At 41.1% G+C, this 22,843-nt stretch carries 20 protein-coding genes; 14 read left to right on the top strand and 6 right to left on the bottom strand.

The window, feature by feature from the left end; translation table 11 throughout:
• Nucleotides 1-79: 79 nt before the first annotated feature.
• Nucleotides 80-1,492, bottom strand: coding sequence for a 23S rRNA (uracil(1939)-C(5))-methyltransferase RlmD (rlmD, locus tag DBR32_RS02760; protein ID WP_124634748.1), 1,413 nt, complete (start codon nt 1,490-1,492; stop codon nt 80-82).
• 122 nt (nt 1,493-1,614) lie between these two features.
• On the opposite strand from rlmD, the gene DBR32_RS02755 reads away from it, so the two are divergent.
• The 8 genes from DBR32_RS02755 (at nt 1,615) to DBR32_RS02720 (ending at nt 9,622) form a co-directional block, all read left to right on the top strand.
• Complete coding sequence (locus DBR32_RS02755) at nt 1,615-3,057, top strand: TlpA family protein disulfide reductase (RefSeq protein ID WP_124634747.1); 1,443 nt, start codon at nt 1,615-1,617, stop codon at nt 3,055-3,057.
• 76 nt (nt 3,058-3,133) lie between these two features.
• Nucleotides 3,134-4,960 carry a tetratricopeptide repeat protein gene (locus tag DBR32_RS02750; RefSeq protein ID WP_124634746.1) on the top strand — a complete coding sequence of 609 codons (1,827 nt, stop codon included), beginning with the start codon at nt 3,134-3,136 and terminating at the stop codon, nt 4,958-4,960.
• Between the two features lie 60 nt (nt 4,961-5,020).
• A complete protein-coding gene (locus tag DBR32_RS02745) occupies nt 5,021-5,815 on the top strand; it encodes a DUF3108 domain-containing protein (RefSeq protein ID WP_233559646.1) in 795 nt (264 codons plus the stop codon).
• A gap of 39 nt (nt 5,816-5,854) precedes the next feature.
• Nucleotides 5,855-6,361 (top strand): DUF2480 family protein, encoded by a 507-nt coding sequence (locus tag DBR32_RS02740; protein ID WP_124634745.1) that lies wholly within the window; start codon nt 5,855-5,857, stop codon nt 6,359-6,361.
• 44 nt (nt 6,362-6,405) lie between these two features.
• Nucleotides 6,406-7,479: an Ldh family oxidoreductase gene (locus DBR32_RS02735; protein ID WP_124634744.1), complete on the top strand. Its 1,074-nt coding sequence runs from the start codon at nt 6,406-6,408 to the stop codon at nt 7,477-7,479.
• Nucleotides 7,480-7,579: 100 nt separating this feature from the next.
• Nucleotides 7,580-7,948, top strand: a complete 369-nt coding sequence (locus tag DBR32_RS02730; protein WP_124634743.1) for a hypothetical protein — start codon at nt 7,580-7,582, stop codon at nt 7,946-7,948.
• A gap of 81 nt (nt 7,949-8,029) precedes the next feature.
• A complete protein-coding gene (gene murB / locus DBR32_RS02725) occupies nt 8,030-9,046 on the top strand; it encodes a UDP-N-acetylmuramate dehydrogenase (RefSeq protein WP_124634742.1) in 1,017 nt (338 codons plus the stop codon).
• 12 nt (nt 9,047-9,058) lie between these two features.
• Entirely contained in the window at nt 9,059-9,622 is a 564-nt protein-coding gene (locus tag DBR32_RS02720; RefSeq protein ID WP_124634741.1) for a hypothetical protein, read from the top strand.
• Nucleotides 9,623-9,683: 61 nt separating this feature from the next.
• On the opposite strand, the gene DBR32_RS02715 is transcribed toward DBR32_RS02720, so the two are convergent.
• Nucleotides 9,684-11,162, bottom strand: a complete 1,479-nt coding sequence (locus tag DBR32_RS02715) for a hypothetical protein (RefSeq protein ID WP_124634740.1) — start codon at nt 11,160-11,162, stop codon at nt 9,684-9,686.
• Nucleotides 11,163-11,286: 124 nt separating this feature from the next.
• On the opposite strand from DBR32_RS02715, the gene DBR32_RS02710 reads away from it, so the two are divergent.
• The 4 genes from DBR32_RS02710 to DBR32_RS02695 all read left to right on the top strand — a co-directional run bounded on the left by DBR32_RS02710 (nt 11,287) and on the right by DBR32_RS02695 (nt 15,081).
• On the top strand, nt 11,287-12,099 hold the full coding sequence (locus tag DBR32_RS02710) for an enoyl-ACP reductase (RefSeq protein WP_124634739.1): 813 nt from the start codon (nt 11,287-11,289) through the stop codon (nt 12,097-12,099).
• 67 nt (nt 12,100-12,166) lie between these two features.
• Nucleotides 12,167-13,270 (top strand): type IX secretion system protein PorQ, encoded by a 1,104-nt coding sequence (porQ, locus tag DBR32_RS02705; protein ID WP_124634738.1) that lies wholly within the window; start codon nt 12,167-12,169, stop codon nt 13,268-13,270.
• A gap of 68 nt (nt 13,271-13,338) precedes the next feature.
• Nucleotides 13,339-14,322: an MlaD family protein gene (locus tag DBR32_RS02700; RefSeq protein ID WP_124634737.1), complete on the top strand. Its 984-nt coding sequence runs from the start codon at nt 13,339-13,341 to the stop codon at nt 14,320-14,322.
• Nucleotides 14,323-14,436: 114 nt separating this feature from the next.
• Entirely contained in the window at nt 14,437-15,081 is a 645-nt protein-coding gene (locus DBR32_RS02695) for an MgtC/SapB family protein (protein ID WP_124634736.1), read from the top strand.
• Nucleotides 15,082-15,265: 184 nt separating this feature from the next.
• Here the strand turns inward: DBR32_RS02695 and DBR32_RS02690 are convergent, their stop codons facing one another.
• The gene (locus tag DBR32_RS02690) at nt 15,266-16,984 is read right to left on the bottom strand and encodes a T9SS type A sorting domain-containing protein (protein WP_124634735.1); all 1,719 of its coding nucleotides are present in this window, start codon (nt 16,982-16,984) and stop codon (nt 15,266-15,268) included.
• Nucleotides 16,985-17,391: 407 nt separating this feature from the next.
• A complete protein-coding gene (locus DBR32_RS02685; RefSeq protein WP_124634734.1) occupies nt 17,392-18,054 on the bottom strand; it encodes a hypothetical protein in 663 nt (220 codons plus the stop codon).
• A 236-nt stretch (nt 18,055-18,290) separates the two neighbouring features.
• Here DBR32_RS02685 and gap point away from each other — a divergent pair, with 236 nt between their 5' ends.
• Both gap and DBR32_RS02675 read left to right on the top strand, forming a co-directional pair.
• Nucleotides 18,291-19,304, top strand: a complete 1,014-nt coding sequence (gene gap, locus DBR32_RS02680) for a type I glyceraldehyde-3-phosphate dehydrogenase (protein WP_124634733.1) — start codon at nt 18,291-18,293, stop codon at nt 19,302-19,304.
• A 123-nt stretch (nt 19,305-19,427) separates the two neighbouring features.
• The gene (locus tag DBR32_RS02675) at nt 19,428-20,669 is read left to right on the top strand and encodes a DEAD/DEAH box helicase (protein ID WP_124634732.1); all 1,242 of its coding nucleotides are present in this window, start codon (nt 19,428-19,430) and stop codon (nt 20,667-20,669) included.
• A 53-nt stretch (nt 20,670-20,722) separates the two neighbouring features.
• Here the strand turns inward: DBR32_RS02675 and DBR32_RS02670 are convergent, their stop codons facing one another.
• Entirely contained in the window at nt 20,723-21,340 is a 618-nt protein-coding gene (locus tag DBR32_RS02670) for an outer membrane beta-barrel protein (protein WP_124634731.1), read from the bottom strand.
• A 4-nt stretch (nt 21,341-21,344) separates the two neighbouring features.
• Nucleotides 21,345-22,673 carry a folylpolyglutamate synthase/dihydrofolate synthase family protein gene (locus DBR32_RS02665; protein ID WP_233559645.1) on the bottom strand — a complete coding sequence of 443 codons (1,329 nt, stop codon included), beginning with the start codon at nt 22,671-22,673 and terminating at the stop codon, nt 21,345-21,347.
• Nucleotides 22,674-22,843 lie beyond the last annotated feature (170 nt).

The following is a 22,843-nucleotide window of genomic DNA, read 5'->3' as shown; positions in this document are numbered from 1 at the left end:
TTCATGGATTACAAAAACAAATGCTGTATTCAATCGGAGTTGAATACAGCATTTGTTTTCATGTATATGTGCTAATAGATTATTTTAATTCCAGCAAGACCACATTCTCAATATGATGAGTATGAGGGAACATATCTACCGGTTGGATTTTTATAACCGCATAAGCCTCATCTAATAATTGCAGGTCTCTGGCTTGTGTTGCCGGGTTGCAGCTTACATAGACCACTCTGGGGGCACGCATCCGTAATAATTGTTGAATGAGCTTTTCATGCATCCCTGCTCTTGGCGGATCGGTAATGATTACATCCGGACGGCCATGCTGCTCAAAAAAGGCATCGGTCGCAATATCAGAAACATCACCGGCATAAAAATCACAATGCTCCAGGTTATTCCAGGCGGCGTTGATCTTTGCATCTTCGATGGCATCTGCAACTGCTTCAATCCCAATTACGCGCTTCGCACCCTTAGAACAGAAAATACCGATACTACCCGTACCACAATACAGGTCATACAAAACTTCTGAACCCGTCAGGCCGGCAAAATCTCTGGTGATTTGGTACAAACGTTCCGCCTGTTTGGTATTGGTTTGAAAAAAAGATTTAGGAGATATTTTAAAGCGGAAGCTTTCCAGATATTCTTCAATGTAGGCCTTTCCGTGATAATTCACCACCTGCAGATCGTAGATCGTGTCGTTTTTCTTGGGGTTGATCGTATAATTCAGGGACGTGATCTCCGGAACTTCTGCCAATAAAGTATCCAATATCATAAAGAGTTCTGGCCGCTCATGATGCACAACCAGGTTTACCATCACCTCTTTGGTAGTGGCTACCCGTACAACCATGGTACGTAACCAGCCTTCTTGTTTTTTGAAATCATAATAAGGCAGATCATGCTCCTCTGCTAATTTCCTCACCCAGTTTTTGATCTTATTAGAAGGATCGGGTTGTAAATAACAGGTCTCAATATCGACCACTTTGTCAAACATGCCCGGTGCGTGAAAACCTAAGGCAGGTTTACGTTCGATCACTTCTCCCTGTGCCCTGTCCAGTGCTTCCTGAGTTAAATATTGTTGGGTAGAGAAGGTAAATTCCAGTTTGTTCCGGTAAAACCGGGTTTCATTGCTGCCACAGATGGTTTCCATCTCCGGCAATTCAATATTACCGATCCTGCGCAACTGATCCGCTACCTGTTGTTGTTTATATTCTATTTGTTTGTTGTAGGGCAGCATTTGCCATTTACAACCACCACACACACCAAAATGATCACAGAAAGGCGTCTCCCGTACTGCAGATAGTTCTTCTATCTTCATTACTTTACCTTCTGCATAGCTTTTTTTATTTTTAAGTACTAGTACCTGCGCCACATCACCGGGTACACCACCTTCTACCAGCAATGTTTTCCCATCTTCTAAATGAGCAATTGATTTGCCTTCTGCAGCATATTTTTCCAACCTTACGCCGCTAAGTATTGTCTTTTTATTTTTACGTCCCAAAATGTATATTTGTAAGTTAAACCTTTGCAAATTTAGGTTGATTTTTGCTTTGGGAAAATTTAGTTTTTTTAGATTTGGGAATCGTTAACAATAAACGATTCGCTTTAAGTTCAAATTATATAATGAAAAAAATCCTCTTAGCGCTGACGGCCATCCTGATGATAGCCGGTACAGCGGGTGCACAGCAATTCGGATACAAGATAAAAGTTAATTTTTCGGAACCCATAAAAGATAAGACCATTTATCTGGCGCATTACTTTGGTAAGGGCTTGCCGACGATTTATAAAACAGATTCGGCCACCGTGGTGAATGGGAATACGGCTACTTTTGAACATAAAGATAGTATTCTGGGCGGTATTTATATCGTAATGTACAATGATAAAGGAGCCTTCTTTCAGCTGTTACTCGACAATGGTTATAATGTAGAGGCTGGTATCACAAAAGAGCATCGGGCACACTTTACGCAAAATAAGATCAACCAGGATTTTGAAGCCCATGAGACCTTTATGGTGGGGCAGATGGCCAAACGTAAAAAGTTGCAGGAAACGATAACTACTGCCAAAACAAAATCAGATACTACCAAATTGCAGGAGCAGTTTGAAAAATTATCAAAAGAAGATAAGGACTATAGAAGAAAATATGTGGCCAGCCATCCTAAAAGCCTGCTGACCCAGATTTTCAATGCCATGAATGCCCCGGATATTGATAAGGGTAAGCATTATCTGGCCGATGGCAAGACCGTAGACTCTCTGTACGCCTTAAATGATTACAAAGCTCATTTCTGGGATAAGTTTGACTTTACCGATAACCGTTTGGTGAAAACACCGATTCTGGACGGTCGTTTAGATGAATATTTTTCTCAATTGGTGTATCCTATTCCCGATACCATTAATGCGGAGATGGATAAGCTTTTAAAAAAGTCTGAAAACGCTAAAGAAATCTATAAATACATTTTACACTGGTTGGGTAATTATACCGCAGAAAGTAAAATGATGGGTGTAGATGCCTCTTTTGTGTACCTGGTAGAAAATTATTTCGGCAAAGGAAAAGCCTACTGGTTGGATTCTGCCGGTGTAGCGCGTTATCTGGACAGAGCTAAGAAAATTGCCCCGAATGTATTGGGCAATCCTGCTCCTGAATTAATATTGCAGGACCTGACTACTTTGAAAAATGAAAGCGTAAGAAGCGGAAAGGCACCCTATACCTTATTAATGTTCTGGTCGCCTGATTGCGGACATTGTATGGAAGAAATGCCTAAGATCATAGACCTTTATTATAACGATCTGAAGAAGTATGGCGTAGAAGTGATCTCTGTACCAACAAGCGGAGAGCGTTCTGAACTGCTGAAATTTAATACAGATCATAAGATTACAGAATGGAGAACTTTGGTGGATGCCAATGGTACACTAGAATACAAACCTTTATATGATGTATACAGCACGCCTAAAGTGTATTTGCTGGATAAGGACAAAAAGCTCATTGGTAAAAGTTTATCTCATTCTACGATTTTAAAGGTTATCGAATTTGAAGAACAAAAACGGACAAAGACCGATAAGAAATCATAAAATACACAAGCGGAATATTATATTCCGCTTTTTTTTACCGTTTAGATAAGATTAGATTCTATATATTAGCATCAGAATGAGAACCGATTTTTTGAAATATTTCCTGTTACTTTCCTTTGTTTCCTTATTGCCGCAAGCATTAAAGGCACAAAGCACTTTAGAAGCAGAGCGCAATGCGCAGTTATTCTTAAGTGAAAAGCAATATGACAAGGCTTTACCATTGCTTAAGGAACTGTATGTCTCGGCTCCCTTCGATAAAAAGTTTTATGATAATTATTTATCTGCCTTATTAGCCACCAAAAATTACGATACCGCTATCGCTTTAGGACAGTTTATGACTAAAATACGCAGAGAGGATTTGTCGATTCTGGTGGATATCGGTAATGTTTACCAATTAAAAGGGGATAAGCAAAATGCAAAACAATATTTTGAGCAAAGCCTGAGCAGTCTTAATGGCAATGAATTTCAGGCGACGGGTTTGGTTGGGGCTTATCGCTATTATAAGATCCCTGAATACGAGTTGAAAACCATGGAGACTTTCCGGGACAAAACCCGAAATCCCTATATTTTTAGTTATGAGCTGGCTTTACTTTACGATCAGAAAGGAGAAACGGATAAAGCCATCGATTTGTTGTTGGAATCTATAGCGGTGCAGCCGTTTTCTATGGAGAATGCAAAACAATCTTTAGAACGGATTACCAATGGGAATCCCAAAAAGATAAAGCGGGCAGAAGAAGCCTTAACCAAAAAGCTAACGAAAGATCCCAATAATTATCTCTGGAGGGAGCTGTTTACCTGGTTGCAATCGGGCAAAGGAGATAAAGCAGAACAACTGAAAGAAATCATAAAGCTGGATGAAAGCCAGCAACGCATGGGTGCGGTAGTGCTTAACTGGGCCATAGAGCAATATCAGAAAGAATCCTTGGAATTGGCCTTGCAAGGCGTCAGTTATGTGATTCAGCTGGGTAAAACCAATCCTTCCTATTTAAAGGCGCGGCAGATTTACCTGGATATCATGCAGCAAAAACTGGAACATACCTATCCTATTGTAGCTGCATCTGTCGACCAGTTATTAGGCAGTTACCAGTCTTTTTTTACAGAATACCCACAGTATAAAAACAGTGATCTGATCCTGGATTATACCCGCAACATAGCCTTATATGCCCATCGCCCCGAAGCAGCGATCGATACCCTAAATGAGGTGATGGCGCAACCTTATCTTGCTCCACAACTACAGGGCAAAGCGAAACTGGCCTTAGGCGATTATTATATCCTTACCGGTAAAGTATGGGATGCGGCTTTACTCTATTCCCAGGTCGATAAAACCTTTAAAGAAGATATTTTAGGAGAAGAAGCCCGCTATCGCAATGCAAAACTCTCTTATTACCGCGGCGATTTTGAATATGCCCAGGGGCAATTATCGGTGTTAAAGGCTTCTACTTCAGAGTTGATTGCCAATGATGCCCTATACCTGTCGGTACTTATTACAGAAAATACCCCTGAGGATAAAGATTTTCACGTGTTGGGTAGATTTGCCTATGCCGATCTGTTACTATTTCAACATAAATATGAGGAGGCCGATGCCTTGCTCGATAGTCTATCTGCGGCTTATCCTGATAACGATCTTCAGGATGATATACAGATGCAAAGAGCATCGATCGCTATGAAAAGACAAGATTATAACAAAGCGATTATTTATTTAACTACCATTCAGGAAAAATATGGTGATGATGTTTTGGGAGATGATGCAACGATGCAATTGGCCCTCATCTATGAGCAGCAGCTTAAGGATAAGGCTAAGGCCATAGAACAATACGAAAAACTGATTACGAACTATCCCGGCAGCTCTTTTGTACAACAAGCCAGAATGAATTATGAGGCTTTAAAGGCGAAGCAGAGTTAAGCGCTAAACTTTTGTGCTGGGGTCGGGTCTAATCCTAAACCTATTTTGGAAGATAAGAAGATGAGGAAAAAAATAAGTATGGCCTTGTTGCTCTGCTTAGCAGCAGGTATCACATGGGGACAAAGTAATTTTTGCGGGTTAAAGAACAGGGTGGTCAAATCGGGAGAGGTGGTCAACTTTACGGTATACTACAACCTCAGTGCGGTATGGGTGGGTGCTGCGAAAGCGAGCTTTACCACCAAATTGGAAACGCTTGATGGCAAGCCCGTCTTTCATGTAATCGGGTTAGGCAATACCGTCAAATCCTACGACTGGATCTTTTCTGTAAAAGATAAATACGAAACCTATATTGATACGGCTACCATGCTTCCTGTAAAATTCGTACGGGACATCAATGAAGACGGCCATAAATTATACCAGTACGTACGCTTTTTACCCGCTCAGAAGAAAGCATTTACCAATAATAAAGTCTATACGGTACCCGAATGTATACAAGATGTTTTATCTGCCGTGTATTATGCACGTAACATAGATTACAGCAAATATAATGTAGGCGATAAAATTCCTTTCGATATGTTTCTGGATGAGGAGGTCTTTCATTTATACATCCGCTACATGGGAAAAGAAAAGATCACCACAAAGTATGGTACGTTTAATACCATAAAGATAAAACCCCTGCTTGTAGAAGGCACTCTTTTCAAAGGAGGCGAAAAGATGGAGATCTATGTAAGCGATGATGATAACCATATCCCCGTGCGCATCAGCAGTCCTATTCTGGTCGGTAGTATCAAAGTTGATATGATGAGCTATAGCGGTATCCGTTATCCCTTATCCTCTTTGGTCAAAAAGAAATAATCTATACCGCCGCGTTTTACGATGACTTATCTTTGCAGCATGGACACGATTGTAAACAAAGTAGCGGAGAGTGGCATTGTCACCCTCAATTTAGAGCAATACTTACCCAAGCCGGAACAAATCGCCTCTTTAGATATTGCTCCTTTTTTATTCAAGGGAATGATTTTACGGGAAAAGGACTTCCGTACCTCCTTGTTGGAACTGGATTGGACGCCTTTTGAAAACAAGCAGGTCGCTGTATTCTGTTCTGCAGATGCCATTATCCCGATGTGGGCCTATATGCTGCTGGCAACTTATTTATATAAATGCGGCGCAACCCCTTTTTATGGTACGGTGGCGCAGCTGACGGAACATCTTTTATTACAAGCCATTGATCAGATAGACATCAGTACCTATACAGACAGTCGTCTGGTGATCAAGGGTTGTAGTGATATTCAAATCCCCGAAAGTGCTTATTTTAAAGTAAGCCAGAAAGTGTTACCGGTTGTGAAAAGTCTGATGTATGGCGAACCCTGCTCTACGGTACCTATTTATAAAAAGAAATAAGAAAGCAACCGTTTTCTGTTGCTGATAAAATGATTGATGCTCCGATGAATTACACCTATCAAAGCCTATTTGATTTTGCTAAAGCCATTTTCCTAAAGATCGGTTGTCCTGATGCGGATGCCGATACGGCCACAAAAGTATTGCTCAGTGCAGACCTTAGAGGCGTAGACAGTCATGGTATAGCCCGGTTGATTGGTTACGTACGCCTATGGGAAGTAGGCCGTGTGAATGCCAATCCGCAGATCAGGATTGTGCATGAAAGCCCCTCCACAGCAGTTATTGATGGCGATAAAGGTTTAGGACTGGTGGTAGCTCCTTATGCTATGCAAGTGGCTATTGATAAAGCCAAACAAGCCGGAACAGGATGGGTGGCGGTTAAGAACAGCAACCATTACGGCATTGCCGGTATTCATGCGATGATGGCTTTGGAACATAAGATGATTGGTATCTCCATGACCAATGCCAGTGCTTTAGTAGCACCCACTTTCTCCACCGAGCGTATGTTGGGAACCAATCCGATTGCTTATGCCATTCCGGCGAAGCATCAGCCACCTTTTGTGGCCGATTTTGCAACCACAACGGCGGCGAACGGAAAGCTGGAAATCTTACAACGCAAAAAAGAAAATACACCCAGCGGTTGGGTACAGGATATAGACGGTAATCCTTCGCAGGATGCCAATATTTTAAAACAAAAAGGGGCTTTATTGCCTCTTGGGGGAGATCGGGTGCATGGAAGTCATAAAGGATATGCACTGGGTAGTATTGTCGATATTTTATCGGGTGTTTTGAGTGGGGCTTCCTTTGGTCCCTGGGCACCGCCTTTCCCCGCTTATGTACCCTTACCGGAAAACATGCCCGGAGAAGGTTTAGGCCATTTTTTCGGCGCTATGCGCGTCGATGCTTTTAGAACTGAAGATTCTTTTCTGGAACAAATGGATCTTTGGATCAGTCGTTTCCGGGAAGCCACTCCGGTTCCCGGTCAGGATAAAGTACTGATTCCGGGCGATCCGGAACGGGAATATGAAGCCGAGCGGCGTGTCAAAGGTATTCCCCTGCATGAAGAAGTGATTGCGGATCTGCAAACCCTTTCCGATAAATTTTCCGTTCCGATGATCTGATGAAAATGCTATATACATTTGGGTTGCTAGTGGTTTCTTTTGTTTCTATAGCTTATTTTTGTTGTCTGGGATAAGGTAGGACCCTTCTCAGCCGAAATTTATGGAACAAGAGCATGCAATAAGGTTACTGCTTCGGCAGCTTAAAGATATTCAGGCCCAGTCGGACAAAATACTAGGAGGGGAACAATCTGATGAGGCGATTGAGGCCTTTTCCAAATATTCAATAGAATTGAAAAAGTATATTGCAGCCAATATTACGGCACCCGAAATTGTACTTTACCTGAAAGAGCTACCCGAAATAAATTATTCCAGAACGCAGGTGAAACTGTGGCAATATTTAATTTTGCCCAGTTGGGGGCTTCATTTGTATAAGAATTATCATGCAAAGAATAAGACCATGGAGGAAATTAGTATGGTTAGAGGCAAGTATGCTTCTTTAACCTTATTGGTGGGCGGACTCGTAAAATAATGTCAGAAAGCGGATTTTTACAACGCAAGATACTCCCTCGGATAAAATTGATATTGGCCTATAAAATTGATACATTTACCTATGCTTACCATACAAAAAAACATCCCCTTATTACCCTTAAATACTTTTGGAATGGCTGTCAATGCGCCCTTTCTGTCCGTCATTCGTACGGTAGCAGATTGTGCTCATATCAAGGCACATATTCCCAATCATTTGCCTATTCTGCCTTTAGGTGGAGGAAGTAATATTCTTTTTACACAAGATCCGCAAGCCTGGGTTTTGAAAAATGAGATCAGGGGCATTCATCTTTTAAAAGAAGATGATGGTTCGGTATGGCTGGAAGTAGGTGCGGGTGAAGTATGGAATGACTTTGTACAATATTGCGTGCAACATGATTATGCCGGTGTCGAAAATTTATCCCTGATTCCGGGTACCGTAGGCGCAGCACCGATCCAAAATATCGGCGCATATGGGGTAGAAGTGAAGCAATTAATTGATACCGTAACCTTTTGGGATTTTAATAAAGAAACCTTGGTTACGCTGGATAATGCCGCCTGCCTTTTCGGCTACCGGAACAGTATTTTTAAGCATGAACTTAAAGGACAGTTTTTGATGACCCATGTGGTGTTTAAACTCTCCAAAACACCGAATTTTAATATCTCTTACGGCAATATACAGGAAGAACTGGATCGTATGGGCATCACAACCCTAAGCCTGAAAGCAGTATCTGCCGCAGTGGTGCATATCCGTGAATCTAAATTACCCAATCCTAAAGAAATCGGCAATGCCGGCAGTTTCTTTAAAAACCCGGAAGTACCACATACAATATACCAGAGTTTGAAGGATGATTATCCCACCATACCCGGTTATACTATATCAGAGCAGGTGACGAAGATCCCGGCTGCCTGGCTCATTGAACAATGTGGCTGGAAGGGATTTCGGGAGGGTGACTTTGGGGTACATCAAAAGCAGCCCCTGGTATTGGTCAATTATGCACAGGCAAAAGGATCCGATATTTTTCACCTGTCGACGCGGATCATCGCTTCTGTGCAAGAACGCTTTGGCATCAGTCTGGAGCGGGAAGTACAGATTGTATAATACGGTATTGTAATGAATAAATATTTATTTTTCCCGATAATATTGATCCTGTTATTACAGAGCTGTCACACAGCACCCGAAGAAGTAAGGGATAAAACTGCCTCGGGAAAACCTTTTAAGGAAAAATATTTTTTAGATTATGATGCTATTGACTACTATTTTAATGATGTCGATGAACGACATGTTGGATCGTTAATTAATAATAGACATAGTTCACCAATAGCTTTTCTGAAATATGTCGTGATTGTAGGGAATGCTCCCCAAAATATTCAGGATGTTTCATTTATTGATAAACTTGAATCAATTGGTTATCGAAAAAGTATTATTGATAGTGTTATGTTTCCGTCAATCGATAGTATTTTCAGGACTAAAGAAAAGGGTACTGACTCTGCTGCTATGGCCTGTATTTATGTTTATCGTGATATCCTAGTCTTTAAGAGAGAAGATAAGATTGTCGGCACGGCGAAAATCTGCTTCCATTGTATGGCGCACCAGATACAGGGCGTTTACGCCAATGGAAGAGGGTTTGGTGGGTTCGAAGATTACTTGGAATTAGAAACATTATTACACAAATAGCAAATAAAAAAGTGAATCCATCCAATGTACACTGGACAGATTCACTTTTTTATTTTCCGGACTAATAACTCAGCTTGGCAAAAGACATTTTCTTATTCGATTTTACTACAGGAATCACCAGTTCTTTATTATCAGTTTGCACACTTAGTTTCGGCAGCCAAAGCCCGTTACTTTTCATGGTAGCGGCAATGTCCTTTTCGGTAAGACTGCCTTCCATGTCCAGGGCAGCCACCTGCAGTTTGATGCCATTGCGTTGAATATTGTTATACGTAAACACCAATTGGGCGCCACTGTTCAGCATGTTGTAAGAGGAATAAGTACCATAGTCATCAGTCGTGCGCTGGTTTTTATTAATCATATTGAACCAATTCGTTTCATAGTTGGGCTTAAAATCAAGGATTAATATATTGCCGTAATTGTATTCAGTATAACTGCTGTTGTTCATGCCCATGCCGCCGAATCCCATACTGCTGTAACCATTATACATCCCATTGCTGGTGGTTCGGGTAAAGCTGTAAAAGGCTTCTGCCGCAAGGATGACGCCGCCATCATTTTTAACGATAATATCCTTAATGCGGTAGTCATTCAATAGCTTTTGGTCTTTTCCTTTATAGCTTTCGAGCAGGCTCACATCGAATGGGGTAGCGGCACCGTTGGTTAAGCCGTTGGTACTGCCATCAATAGCTACATTGCCCAAATAGGAACCTTCAATAATACCATTGCTACGGCTCATATAAAAGGCGGCAAAATAAAGATTGTTGGCTTTTGCAAGATCGTCTTTGATATATAATCCGCTGAGGAATTTACCTTGCAATTCAAATGGGAATACCTGCGCCTCAGATTTGTTTTTGGCCACTGGCTTAATCGTGTATATTGCCGCCTCACCGATAGATTGATTATGGCTTGAATTGAGATCATTGATGTTCAATACCAGTGTACCATCATCTTTGATCAGGGCCTGTTCCACTTCCATGGCGTTTTTACAATCTACTTTCCCCGAAGAAGAGCTGCTGATGTTCAAATCGTTGTCAACAATATTGATATGGTATTGTAATTTATTATCCTTGATCTGGTAGCCAAATAAAGCCATTTTCTGATTGTGTTCCGATACTACAAACTGATACCGGATTTTGGTATATCCCAAAAAATTCTGTTGCTGTTCATCCAGGTTTTTTGGTTTCCCTATTAATTTACCCTGTTTGTCCAGTAAAGCAGCATAGTAAAATTCCTTACTGCCTGTCATCGCGCTATACAGTAACATAATCTTATCGTCCATAGGGACTAATTTGATCTGTTTTGGTTTCTCCGGCATAAAGCTTAAAGAGACAATCGCCTTTCTGACCATATTCTGATCATACAGATCGATAAAAGATTCATTTTTTTGCGTGTAAAAAATCATCAGCCGATCATCCACCCAGCCCCCGATTTCAAACAAGTCTTTGGCTACATTGAAATCCTGTGGTTCGGAATACTTAATGGTTTGCGCATAGGATCCCAGTTTGCCGATTAAAAACATGAAGAGCAGCAATATCTTTTTCATACAATCTATTTTCATTAAAAATACAGAACAAAGTACAAAGTTAACGATGTTAAATAAATTTATAATCAGCTAAATTAATATGCTTTTCATGCTATTTTGTTATTTTTACCCAAATTTCAACGTGATGTCATATCAATTACTACAAGGTAAAAAGGGGATTATTTTTGGAGCTTTAGATGAGCGGTCGATCGCCTGGCAAGTAGCCTTGAAAGCGGTGGCAGAAGGAGCGGAAATCGTCTTGACGAATGCGCCCATCGCGTTGCGTATGGGAAAAATAAATGAATTGGCTGCTTTGTGTAATAATGCCCCGGTGATTGGTGCAGATGCCACGAATATGGAAGATCTTGAGCGCTTATATGAACAGGCAATGACCCATTTTGGGGGTAAAATAGATTTTGTACTGCATTCTATAGGAATGTCGCCCAATGTGCGTAAAAGCATTCCCTATGAGGCGACCAACTATGACAATTTTATGAAAACGCTGGATATATCTGCCTTGTCTTTTCATAAAATAATGCAGACCGCCATGAAACTGGATGCGCTGAACGATTGGGCTTCTGTGTTGGGCTTGAGCTATATTGCCGCACAGCGCGCTTTTCCCGGCTATAACGATATGGCCGATGCTAAATCTTTATTGGAAAGTATTGCCCGGAGTTTTGGCTATGCTTATGGCCAAAAGAAAAAAGTGCGCGTAAACACGATTTCGCAATCGCCGACCGTCACGACTGCCGGAAGCGGGGTTGCGGGATTCGATCAGTTTTTTACCTATGCAGAAAGGATGTCTCCTTTGGGTAATGCGCCTGCTGAAGATTGTGCTAATTATTGTATTGCCATGTTCAGCGATTTGACCCGCTATGTTACGATGCAAAACCTGTTCCATGACGGCGGTTTTTCTTTTACAGGAGTGAGCGATCAGGTCATCGAAAACATGAAATAAGTTCCATTGCCTAAAATTATACAAAAGCGCACCATACATTTTTAGTGCTGTTTTTCGTTCCGATAATATGAAGATAACATACAAAATATACAGCACAGTGGTTTTATTAAGCTGTGCTCTGTCTTTACAAGCACAAGTCGTAGGGGGAACGCGGGCATTCGAATTTTTGAATATGTCCAACAGTCCTCATACTTCTGCTTTGGGAGGTTTGGCCCCGGCCAATCCCGAACAGGATGTCTCTTTAGCCTTGCAAAACCCGGCTTTGTTCCGGCCCGGTATTCATAATCAATTATCTGCCAATCATAATCTGTATTACGCAGATATCGGGATCACCAACCTGCAATATGCCTATCACTCCCCTAGGTTGGAAACCACTTTTGGTGTAGGCTTACAGAGTATTAATTACGGTACTTTTCAAGCAGCAGATATCTATGGTACTTATTTGGGTAACGTAAGGGCTAATGATATGGCGGTGAGCCTGTCTGCTTCCCGTCAGTATAAAGAACACTGGCGCTATGGGGTAACCTTAAAATGGGCAAATTCAGTATTGGCTGATCGCAGCGCGAGTGCGCTGTTAGGCGATGTGGGTGTGGTCTATTTTGATACCGCTAATAATATTACGATTGGTATTGTGGCCAAGAATATGGGTTTTATGATTAAAAAGTATAATCCTGCCAATCCTGCGGAACCGCTACCCTTCGATTTGAACATCGGATTTACCAAACAGCTGAAAAATGTACCCCTCAAATTATTTGTGGTGGCCCATCACTTGTATCAGTGGGATATCCGCTATAACAACCCGGCCGATAAAAAATCCAATATTTTTGGGGCTGATACGGTAGCCGATACCAAAAGCCATTTTGCAGACAAGTTATTCCGGCACGTAATTGTGGGTGGCGAATTGACCATCGGTAAACGCTTGACGGTAACTGTAGCTTATAACCACTTGCGTAGGAATGAGTTAAGTACTCTGGAAACGAAAGGGCTTGCCGGATTCTCCTTTGGTGGTGGTTTATACCTCAATAAATTTCAGGTGCATTATGCCCGTTCGTTTATGGCTACTGCAGGTGCCTACAATGAATTCGGGCTGAATATCGCTTTGGACAAGCTTTTTAAAGTAGGGGATAAAACAGAACCGTGGCATTGGAATAATGATTATAATAACTGGTAATCTCTCAATTAGGAATTTTTAGGTATCATTATAGATATTTAGCTATTTTTGGAGATTAAAATAAAAACATGGCAGAAGGTAACAAAAATAAAGAAGTAAAGATCGGGATATTGGCTTTAGCGGCCATACTGGCTTTATTTCTAGGATTTAATTTTTTGAAGGGAAATAGTCTGTTTGATTCCGATATGGAATACTTCACTTACTATGATAATGTTGAAGGGTTAACTACCGGTAGTAAAGTAATGGTCAATGGCTATAAAGTGGGCAAGGTTACGAATATTGAAATGATGCCTGATCAGAAGTTTAAAGTTAAAATGACGATTAATGATGACTTTAAAGTGGTCGTGGGCTCTAAGGTTCAGATACTTTCTGCAGGTTTGCTTTCGGACGTAAAGAATATCGAGGTCATTTCAGGGAACAGTACCCAACAAGCGCCCGAAGGTACGGTGTTAATAGGTACTTCTTCTGCAGGTTTGATGGATAAGCTGAATGAAAACATGCCTTCTGTACTGACGAATGTCAATAGTGTAGTGGCTAATGCAGATACCCTGATGACCAATCTGAAAGGTGTGGTTACGAAAGGTACTGCAGCACATATCGACCAAAGTATGGCATCGCTGGAAGTAACGATGAAGCAACTGGAAGTCTTATCAAGAGCACTATCACAACAATCCGGTAATATCAGTGCGCTGATGAATAACGCGAATGTGACCATGAAAAATACCAATAGCCTTACGGCTAACCTGGCTAATAATAATGCAAAAATCAACAGCATTTTGGATAATGCACAAAGTGCAACCAATCAATTATCTCAGGCCAAGATTCAGCAAACCATCGATAACCTGGAAGCGACGACACAAAAGCTCAATGGACTGATGACCAAGCTGGATGCAAAAGATGGTACAGTAGGTATGTTGCTGAATGATCCTAAATTGTATGAAAACGTAAACAAAACGGTGAAAGATCTTGGCGAATTATCTTCTGATCTTAAAGCACATCCGGGCCGTTATATCAATATATCCATATTTCCGTCTAAAGCGAGAAAAGACTAGGGATCAAAAATATGATACTGTATCCTGTATGGCTTTAACCCATACAGGATTTTTTGTGGGCAGATTACTTGAAAAATGAATTATTTTAGTGTCAGAATTAAATAGAGGGCTTATATGAATTTTCAATCGGTAGGTATTCTTTACGAAGAATTTATCATGATCATGCTGTCGATCGTCATTGGTCTGGCGATTGGGGCAGAGCGGGAGTATAGAGGGAAGTCTGCAGGCTTGCGGACCTTTATCCTGGTGTCTTTTGGCTCCTGTATCTTTACTATTTTATCTATTAAGATCGGGGTACAGAGTTACGACCGTATTGCGGCAAATATTATTACCGGTATCGGTTTTTTGGGTGCGGGTGTGATTTTTAAAGAAGATAATAAAGTAGGGGGTATTACTACTGCAACGACGATTTGGGCAACTGCTTCTTTGGGTATGTGTACGGGCTCTAATCATCTTTACCTTGCCCTTTTAGGAACAATAATCGTTTTGGTTGTGCTGGCTTTTTTGTATCCCCTGCAAAAAGTAATTGATGATCGTAACCGGGTGCGTACCTACAAAGTAAGTACGGCTCGTATAGAAGATATTGCTTATTGTGAAATGCTTTTTAAGCAATACAGTCTTCGTTTTACCTTGGAAGGACAAAAGAAAACAGACGAATCGCTCAGTACCAATTGGGCGGTATCGGGAAGGCGTTCCAAACATGATGAACTGGTCAATCAATTATTGACTGATGCGCGGATCCTGGCTTTCCAGTTTTAGCTATATATAAATAGGCTTAACAGCTAATTACTGTAAATCGATCAAATTAGCGCTTCATCGGAGCAGTATACCGGCATAAAAAAAGATCAATTCCATTTTAAAGATTATCGAAAGAGACGATACCTTAATCTGGAATTGATCTTTGTAATTTTTAGTATTCTATATTGTTATGCCAAACAAACGATTACTGAATAACCAGTTTTTGGAATTGAACGTTATTTAGGCCTTTTATATATACAAAATAAGTACCGCTGCTGAGCCCTTTAAGATTGATCTGGCTAAGACCCGGTTGAGCATGTGCGGTACGTACTACCTGACCTATGGTATTGACGATATCAAGCGATACCGATTGTTTATAACCGTTTTCAACAGAAACGATATTACTGGCCGGATTAGGGTAAATATTGATACCGGATAGGGTACCGATATGTGTTTTTCCGGATAACTCGTTTATCTGAGGGATTTGATTTATGGTTGTATTTGTGACCACAGCCGGATTAATGTCAAAATAGATATGTGCCGTATTGCCGATGGTCGTACCCGGGGCTAAGCCACCTCTTGCCTTGATCTGAAACTTAACATAACCCTTATTGTGCTCCGGATCATTAATGTCTCCAAGACGTATATTCGCAAAATCGAATTTGATAATGTTCAAGCCGGATACGCTGTGGGCGAAATAGGTACTAACCGCATGAGAACTGCTGATAAAGCGATAAGAGGCCAAATCAAGATCTGGTGATAAGGTATCTAATACATGGATATTAAAAGCCGTATCGTTCCCTAAATTTTCAAAGTTAATGGTATAGGTAAGTAATTCTCCCGGTCTGATATCGCCTGCAGGAAGCACGCTTTTTTCATTCGGATCAAACGAACCAACGATCGGATCCACCTGGATCAACTCATTGTTGGCTGGATTGACATCACCTCCTCTTGGAGTGATTTCAGCTCTGGTGGTCACCGTACCACCGATTGGCGGTGCACCTACCGGATCAAGAACAACCCGGATTAATTCGGTTTTTGATCCGCTCAGGCCAGGTATCATCCAGGTCACGGTATTGCCGGCCACGCTCAATGGGGCTATATTGGCAGAGGAGAAAGTGTATTGAGGATCAATATCAATAGTTACGATTCCATTAGTCGGCAAACAAGCTCTATTACCTACATAAAGATAAATATAAGAATTGGCCACCGGGCGGAATAATCCACGCATACTCAGGATCTCAAGATCAAAATTAGTAGAACCATCGCATTCCAGGGCATAATTGAAGGTGTTGTTTTCGTTATTTAAGGTGTCAAACTTGAAGGCATGTACGCCACCGGGAGGGCAACTCACCATATATCCGGGAGGAAGGCCGGCCGGCTGAAGTGTGAAGACATTGACTAAATCAGCACCCGTAACCATATTATAGAAGAAACCGGTTGGGGTGAATGCATCAATACGGGTACCTGCTCTGAACAGCTCGAGGTTGATGGGTAAATTAAGTGGTTCATCTACACCGACATCATAAGTACAATTGGCATCATTGCTTTTGAAAATATTTCCTTTTATCAGATTACAAAATGCCGTTACGGTTATGGTTTTGGTGTCTAAAATGATCCCGCCACCATCTTTTAAGACGATCGTCACCGTATATACACCGGGTAGGCTATAATTATGTGTACTCGTGAAAAAAGATTGCATGATGGGTACCGGAGTGACAGGTGTGCCATCTCCCCAAGCAAATTCGGCGGTAAGAGAGGGATTAGCAGGGAAAGCGCTAGCGGTAACTGTTACAGGGAAAAAGGGTAGGCTAGGAGTCGTACAAGCAAAGGAACTGTTGTAGGACATATTGGTAAGGGTTTGCCCGAATACTAAACCGGACAATAAGAGGAGGCAAATGGTGGTAATGATTTTGCGTAACATACTTTTTTTGATTTAGGGATTAAAAAATGATTTTTCATATAGGGGTATCATTTCAATTCTAGTCTTTAAGGCGTAGCAATCATAGTTGTTTTTTATTTATTCATATAATTGGGATTTGTTTGAGTAAATGTATGAAAATTATATTAAAAAAGGAATTTCACATATATTATTGCTATTCATTGTAATAGATATACTATTCGAGCTTATTCTACAAAAATGTACTGGCAGAAATGATTGCGAAAGAAGGGAGATATTGGCATTCCTGAAAGCCCATTTGGCCTGCGTATAGACTATTGCTTATTTGTTTGCGGTATCTTTTTGACAGGACTATTTGCTGGATACAGATATACCCATAAATATTTATAGAAAGAAGTAGAGCTCAGTTATGCTGCATATAGGACGAATACCTATCGCGATGGCTGTAACTTAAAATCAAAGATGTTATTGGCAGAACTCAGGGTGTCAAACTTAAAGGTATAACTTCCCGCTGCCGGGCAAACGAGCCGGTAGCCGGGTGGAATACCGGTGGGGCTTACACTAAAAACGGCCTGCAGATCTGCCATCGGAACGACTTCCTTAAAGGCGCCGAGAGCACTAAAAGTATCAATAAGTACCCCGTTTTTTTTGACGATAAACCTAAGTGGGATAGGGATCAGGGCATCTGTAGCTGCGTTATAAGTGCAACTGCCCGTATTGCTTTGAAAGATATTACTGCTGAAATGGGTACAAAAGGCCATAACCTGCATTTGGGTTGTGTCTAGTGCTTTGTTTAAGGTTTTGTCATATAGCACAATGGATACGTTGTATATACCGGGATGCTTATAGTAATACACATCCATAAAACAAGACTGAGATAAACTAACCGAACTTTTATGACCGTCTCCCCAGGAGATAATCGCTTTATATGCAGGATCAGGAAAAGAAATATAAGAAAAAATACTGATGGGGAAACCGTAGGTGCCGGGGATATAGGTGTGTTGGTTATTATAAGAAATAGAGGTAAACCGGCTCTGGCCAGATGCGGTATGGGAGAAGAAAGCAATAATTGGTAATAAAATCATTAAGCGCATAAGCAGGCATTCGGGCAACAAATATAAGGTATATAGTATGTATTTGTAACTGAATGTATGGGCATTTTACCGATTTTTAAAGGATGATGTTGCCCTTTTATATAGGTGCTGTTGTAGATATTCTTGTTTTGGCGGCTATAGCAAGCAGCAGCATTTCTTTTCTCTCAGGCCTATAATATTTATTTTGCATACCTTTGCACAAATTTTCATTCACACCCATAAAATATTTTATAAAAATGAGTAAAGTAAAAGTGGCCATTAATGGTTTCGGTCGTATCGGACGTTTAGCTTTCCGTCAAATTTTCAACATAGAAGGTATTGAGGTTGTTGCGATTAACGATTTAACCAAGCCTAATGTATTGGCGCATTTATTAAAATACGACACTGCTCAGGGCCGTTTTAACCAAGACGTGACCAGTTCTGATAACGCGATTACAGTAAACGGTAATGAGATCAAGATATATGCAGAAAAAGATCCTGCAAATATTCCTTGGGGTCAGCATGAAGTAGATGTTGTATTGGAATGTACCGGCTTCTTTACTGATGCTGATAAAGCAAAAGCACACATCACTGCAGGTGCAAAGAAAGTAGTGATCTCTGCTCCGGCTACCGGCGATTTGAAAACAGTAGTATTCAATGTAAACCATAATATTCTTGATGGTTCTGAAACAGTAATCAGTTGTGCTTCTTGTACTACGAACTGTTTGGCACCAATGGCGCAGGCCTTACACGAAAACTTTGAAATCAAAGTAGGTCAGATGACAACTGTTCACGCGTACACAAACGATCAGAATACCCTGGATGCACCGCATGCCAAAGGTGATTTGCGTCGTGCCCGTGCTGCTGCAGAAAACATTATTCCAAACTCTACCGGAGCAGCTAAAGCAATTGGTTTAGTATTACCGGCATTAAAAGGTTTGTTAGATGGTGGTGCACAACGCGTACCTACGGTAACAGGTTCTTTAACCGAACTGACGACTGTTTTGGGTAAAAAAGTAACTGTAGAAGAGGTAAATGCGGTAATGAAAGCTGCGGCTAACGAGTCTTTCGGATATAACGAAGACGAGATTGTATCCAGCGATATTATTGGTACTTCTTTCGGTTCTTTGTTCGATGCAACACAAACTAAAGTAGTGACTGTTGGTGATTATCAAATGGTCAAAACCGTAAGTTGGTATGATAATGAAATGAGCTATGTATCTCAATTGGTACGTACCGTAAAATATTTTGCGGAACTGATCTCTAAATAATAAGTTTCATTCTTTTGATAAAAGCCTGAGGTAAAAGCCTCAGGCTTTTATCTTTTTATTAAAGTACCTTTGCCGTATTATAGTCAATTTATTATCTGACCTTGACTTTTTGATTGAAATAAAATGAAATTTGAACAATATCACATTGCCACAGAACTTAAAAGAAGTCTGGATGAATTAGGGTTTAAAAAACCTACCGATATTCAGTTTAAGGCTATTGGCCCGGTTTTACAGGGAAATGACGTACTGGCCGTAGCACAAACCGGTACCGGAAAGACAGCAGCCTTCGTGATTCCGGTCTTGCATAAGCTGATGTATATTAAAAATCCGCCGAAACAAAGAGAAGCAAAATGCCTGGTGATGGTACCCACAAGGGAGCTGGCCATACAGATTGCCAAAGTATTCCGGACGATTGGTAAATATACCAAGCTGAAAACGACTGCCTTATTGGGTGGAGTAGAGCAGGAACACCAGATCGAACAACTGGCTAACGGCACCGATGTGCTGATTGCGACGCCCGGAAGGATGTTTGACCTGATCTATCAAAAGAAATTAGACCTGAATAAAACGGAAATCCTGGTGTTGGATGAAGCCGATCTTATGCTGGATTATGGCTTTATTAAAGATATACAGGATGTGATTAAGTTTTTGCCCGATTACCGGCAGACGCTTTTCTTCTCCGCAACCATCAATAGTGAGATCAAAGAAATTGCCTATGGCATTGTGCGGAATCCGATTCGTATCCAGATCTCTCCGCAAGATCCCATTTCTAAAAATATTACGCATTTCGTAGCACATATAGAAATGGACGATAAGCGTTATTTTCTGGAGCGCTTAGTTACAGAGCATCCCGAAGCCAAAATACTGATCTTTGTACGTACTAAAGTGCGTGCCGAAAGGGTAGCATCAGCCATGGAGCGCGTGCAAATCAAGGCACTGACCATGCACAGTGGAAAAGACCAAAGCGAGCGTGCCGAAATTATGGATTCCTTTAAGAACGGTATTGTGAAACTATTGATCACAACCGATCTCAATGCACGTGGCGTAGATATACCAAATGTAGATTATGTAGTGAATTATGACCTGCCCGAAGAAGCGGAAAATTATGTACACCGTGTAGGTCGTACCGGCCGTGGGGTGCAAAAAGGAATTGCGTATTCTTTTTGTAGTAAGGATGAACTACCTGTGTTAAAAACGATTGAACAGTATTTGGGGAACAAGATTAATGTATTGGATATTGATCCCGAAACCTATTCCGATACGATTCTCTTTACAGAAGAGGTCAATGATAGCAACTGGAAGGCTTTATTAAAAGAAAATGAAGCACTGGAAGCGAAAAAAAGTAAAAAATCCAAGAAGAAATAAAACAACAAGGGCTGNNCAGCCCTTGTTGTTTTATTTCTAATGCTTTTATAAGCCTAAAATCCAAATCCGATCCCGAATTGAATTCGTTGGGTGCTCCAACGCTCCGGAACCGAAGTATTGTTGCGATTGGTAATACCATAAATATATCTTGCCGAAATATTTAAGTGTAAGGGTAATTGGATTCTTAGTCCGCCTACACCCGATACGTAACTGTTTTTATACACATTGGTCACCTCAGTTAAGATCATATCCCTATCCTTCATATTCACGATCTTCGTGAATTGCGGCCCTAATTCCAGCCATGTGCCGGTGAAGAGTTTAAAACCCACAAGTACCGGCACCGAAAACTCGGTAAAGTCAAATTCAGCATGCGTAATTTGTTCTTTTCCATTCTGAATGTAGGCACGGTAAATATCATTGAAATTATTACCCGTAATCATCCTGGTTTGTGTGAATAAACCTTCCGCTACAAGGCTCATTTTGTCACCTTGTAAGCCCAGATACACGCCTCCAAACGGATAGGCCTTATAATCATTATCAATTTGTTTCCCGGTAGTTCGGTACACATTCGCACCAATTTTAACGCCAATCAGCGGCTTTTGAGCGCTCGCCTGCGTTGCAGGTAAAAGCACCATAAAGGCGATAAGCCATGCAAATGATAATCTTTTCATATAATTATTGTTTATTTTCTAAAAAGTCTAAGGCTTCTCCCACGATAAAGAAACTGCCGGTAATCAAAATGGTATCTTCTGAACTCGCCTCATTGCGGGCAGCGCGCACCGCATCTGCTACCGAGGGGTAAAGTATGCCCGCCATACCTAAATCCGTCGCTGTTTGTTGCAAGCTTTCTGCAGGCAGGGCTCTAGGCACCTGTGCCTGTGTAAAATAATAACGTGCCTTTTTGGGTAATAAGGCCAGTGCCTGAGGCACATCTTTATCAGAAACAAAGCCGATAATGATATGCAAGTTACTGTTTTTTAGGGAGGTGTGTGTTAATTGTGCGACAATTGTGGCAATGCCATCAGGGTTATGCGCAACATCTAAAATGATGTTGGGCCCGGTCTGAACCCAATCCCAGCGACCACGAAGACCGGTTGTTTGTTTAACGGTTTTCAAGGCCTCGATACATATCGCTTCATCTACCCTCCAGCCCAGGGTTTGCAACACCCGCATACAGGCCAGTGCGGTAATAATGTTTTTGGCCTGAAAATCCCCCAATAAATCTGTGCGCACCTCCAGTACCTTCATCTGTGTTTTATCCACAATTTTCAACACCTGGTATGTGGCTTCTTTTTCAACAAAAATGGCATCATACATGCTGTCGGCATAATACAGCGCGGTATGGTTCAGAATCGCTGTTTTCGAAAAAACGAGATTTGTTTCCTCTTGTGTTGTGCCAATAACTACCGGTACATTCGGTTTGATAATCCCCGCCTTTTCGCCGGCAATCAAAGCAATCGTATCACCTAGTATTTGGGTATGATCAAGGCTTATATTAGTAATAACGGATAATTCCGGTGTAATGATATTCGTACTGTCCCAAGTGCCTCCCAGACCCGTTTCGATAATCGCAATATCTACCGCCTCTTTTGCAAAGACCCAAAAGGCCATGGCGACATTGAGCTCAAAGTAGGAGGGCTTTATTTCATCTATAAGCACCATGTGGGTATTGATGAATTCCGTCAGCAAGGATTGCGCAAAAGGAATGCCATTGATGCGGATACGTTCTCTGATGTCGATAAGGTGCGGAGAAGTATATAAGCCTGTTTTATAGCCTGCCTGCTGAAAAGTAGCCGCGAGGATATGGCTCGTACTGCCCTTTCCGTTAGTGCCGGCAATATGGATACTTTTAAACTGTTTTTCTGGAAAATTCAAGGCTTTGGAAAAAGCCAGTATTTTCTCCAGGCTGGGATGTAATGCTTTAGCCCCGATCTTAGAGAACATAGGTAATTGTTCCAACATGAATGCAACAGAGGCTTCGTATGATAATAGGTGAGGTGACAATTGAAAAATTTTTTTAGAAACAAAAGTAATTGATAATGCTAGGATTAGGATTGATAGTCTTGAAACAAATTTAAAAAATATTTTTTTATTAATAATAATTCCATAACTTCATCTTCAACTATTTATTAAAATTCATTAAATAAACATTATTTAACTGTTAAAAAAACACG

The organism is Taibaiella sp. KBW10, from assembly GCF_003852495.1.
Taxonomy (GTDB): Bacteria; Bacteroidota; Bacteroidia; order Chitinophagales; family Chitinophagaceae; genus Edaphocola.
The sequence above is the reverse complement of the archived record's forward strand: the minus strand, read 5'-3'. Positions and strand labels throughout refer to the sequence as shown.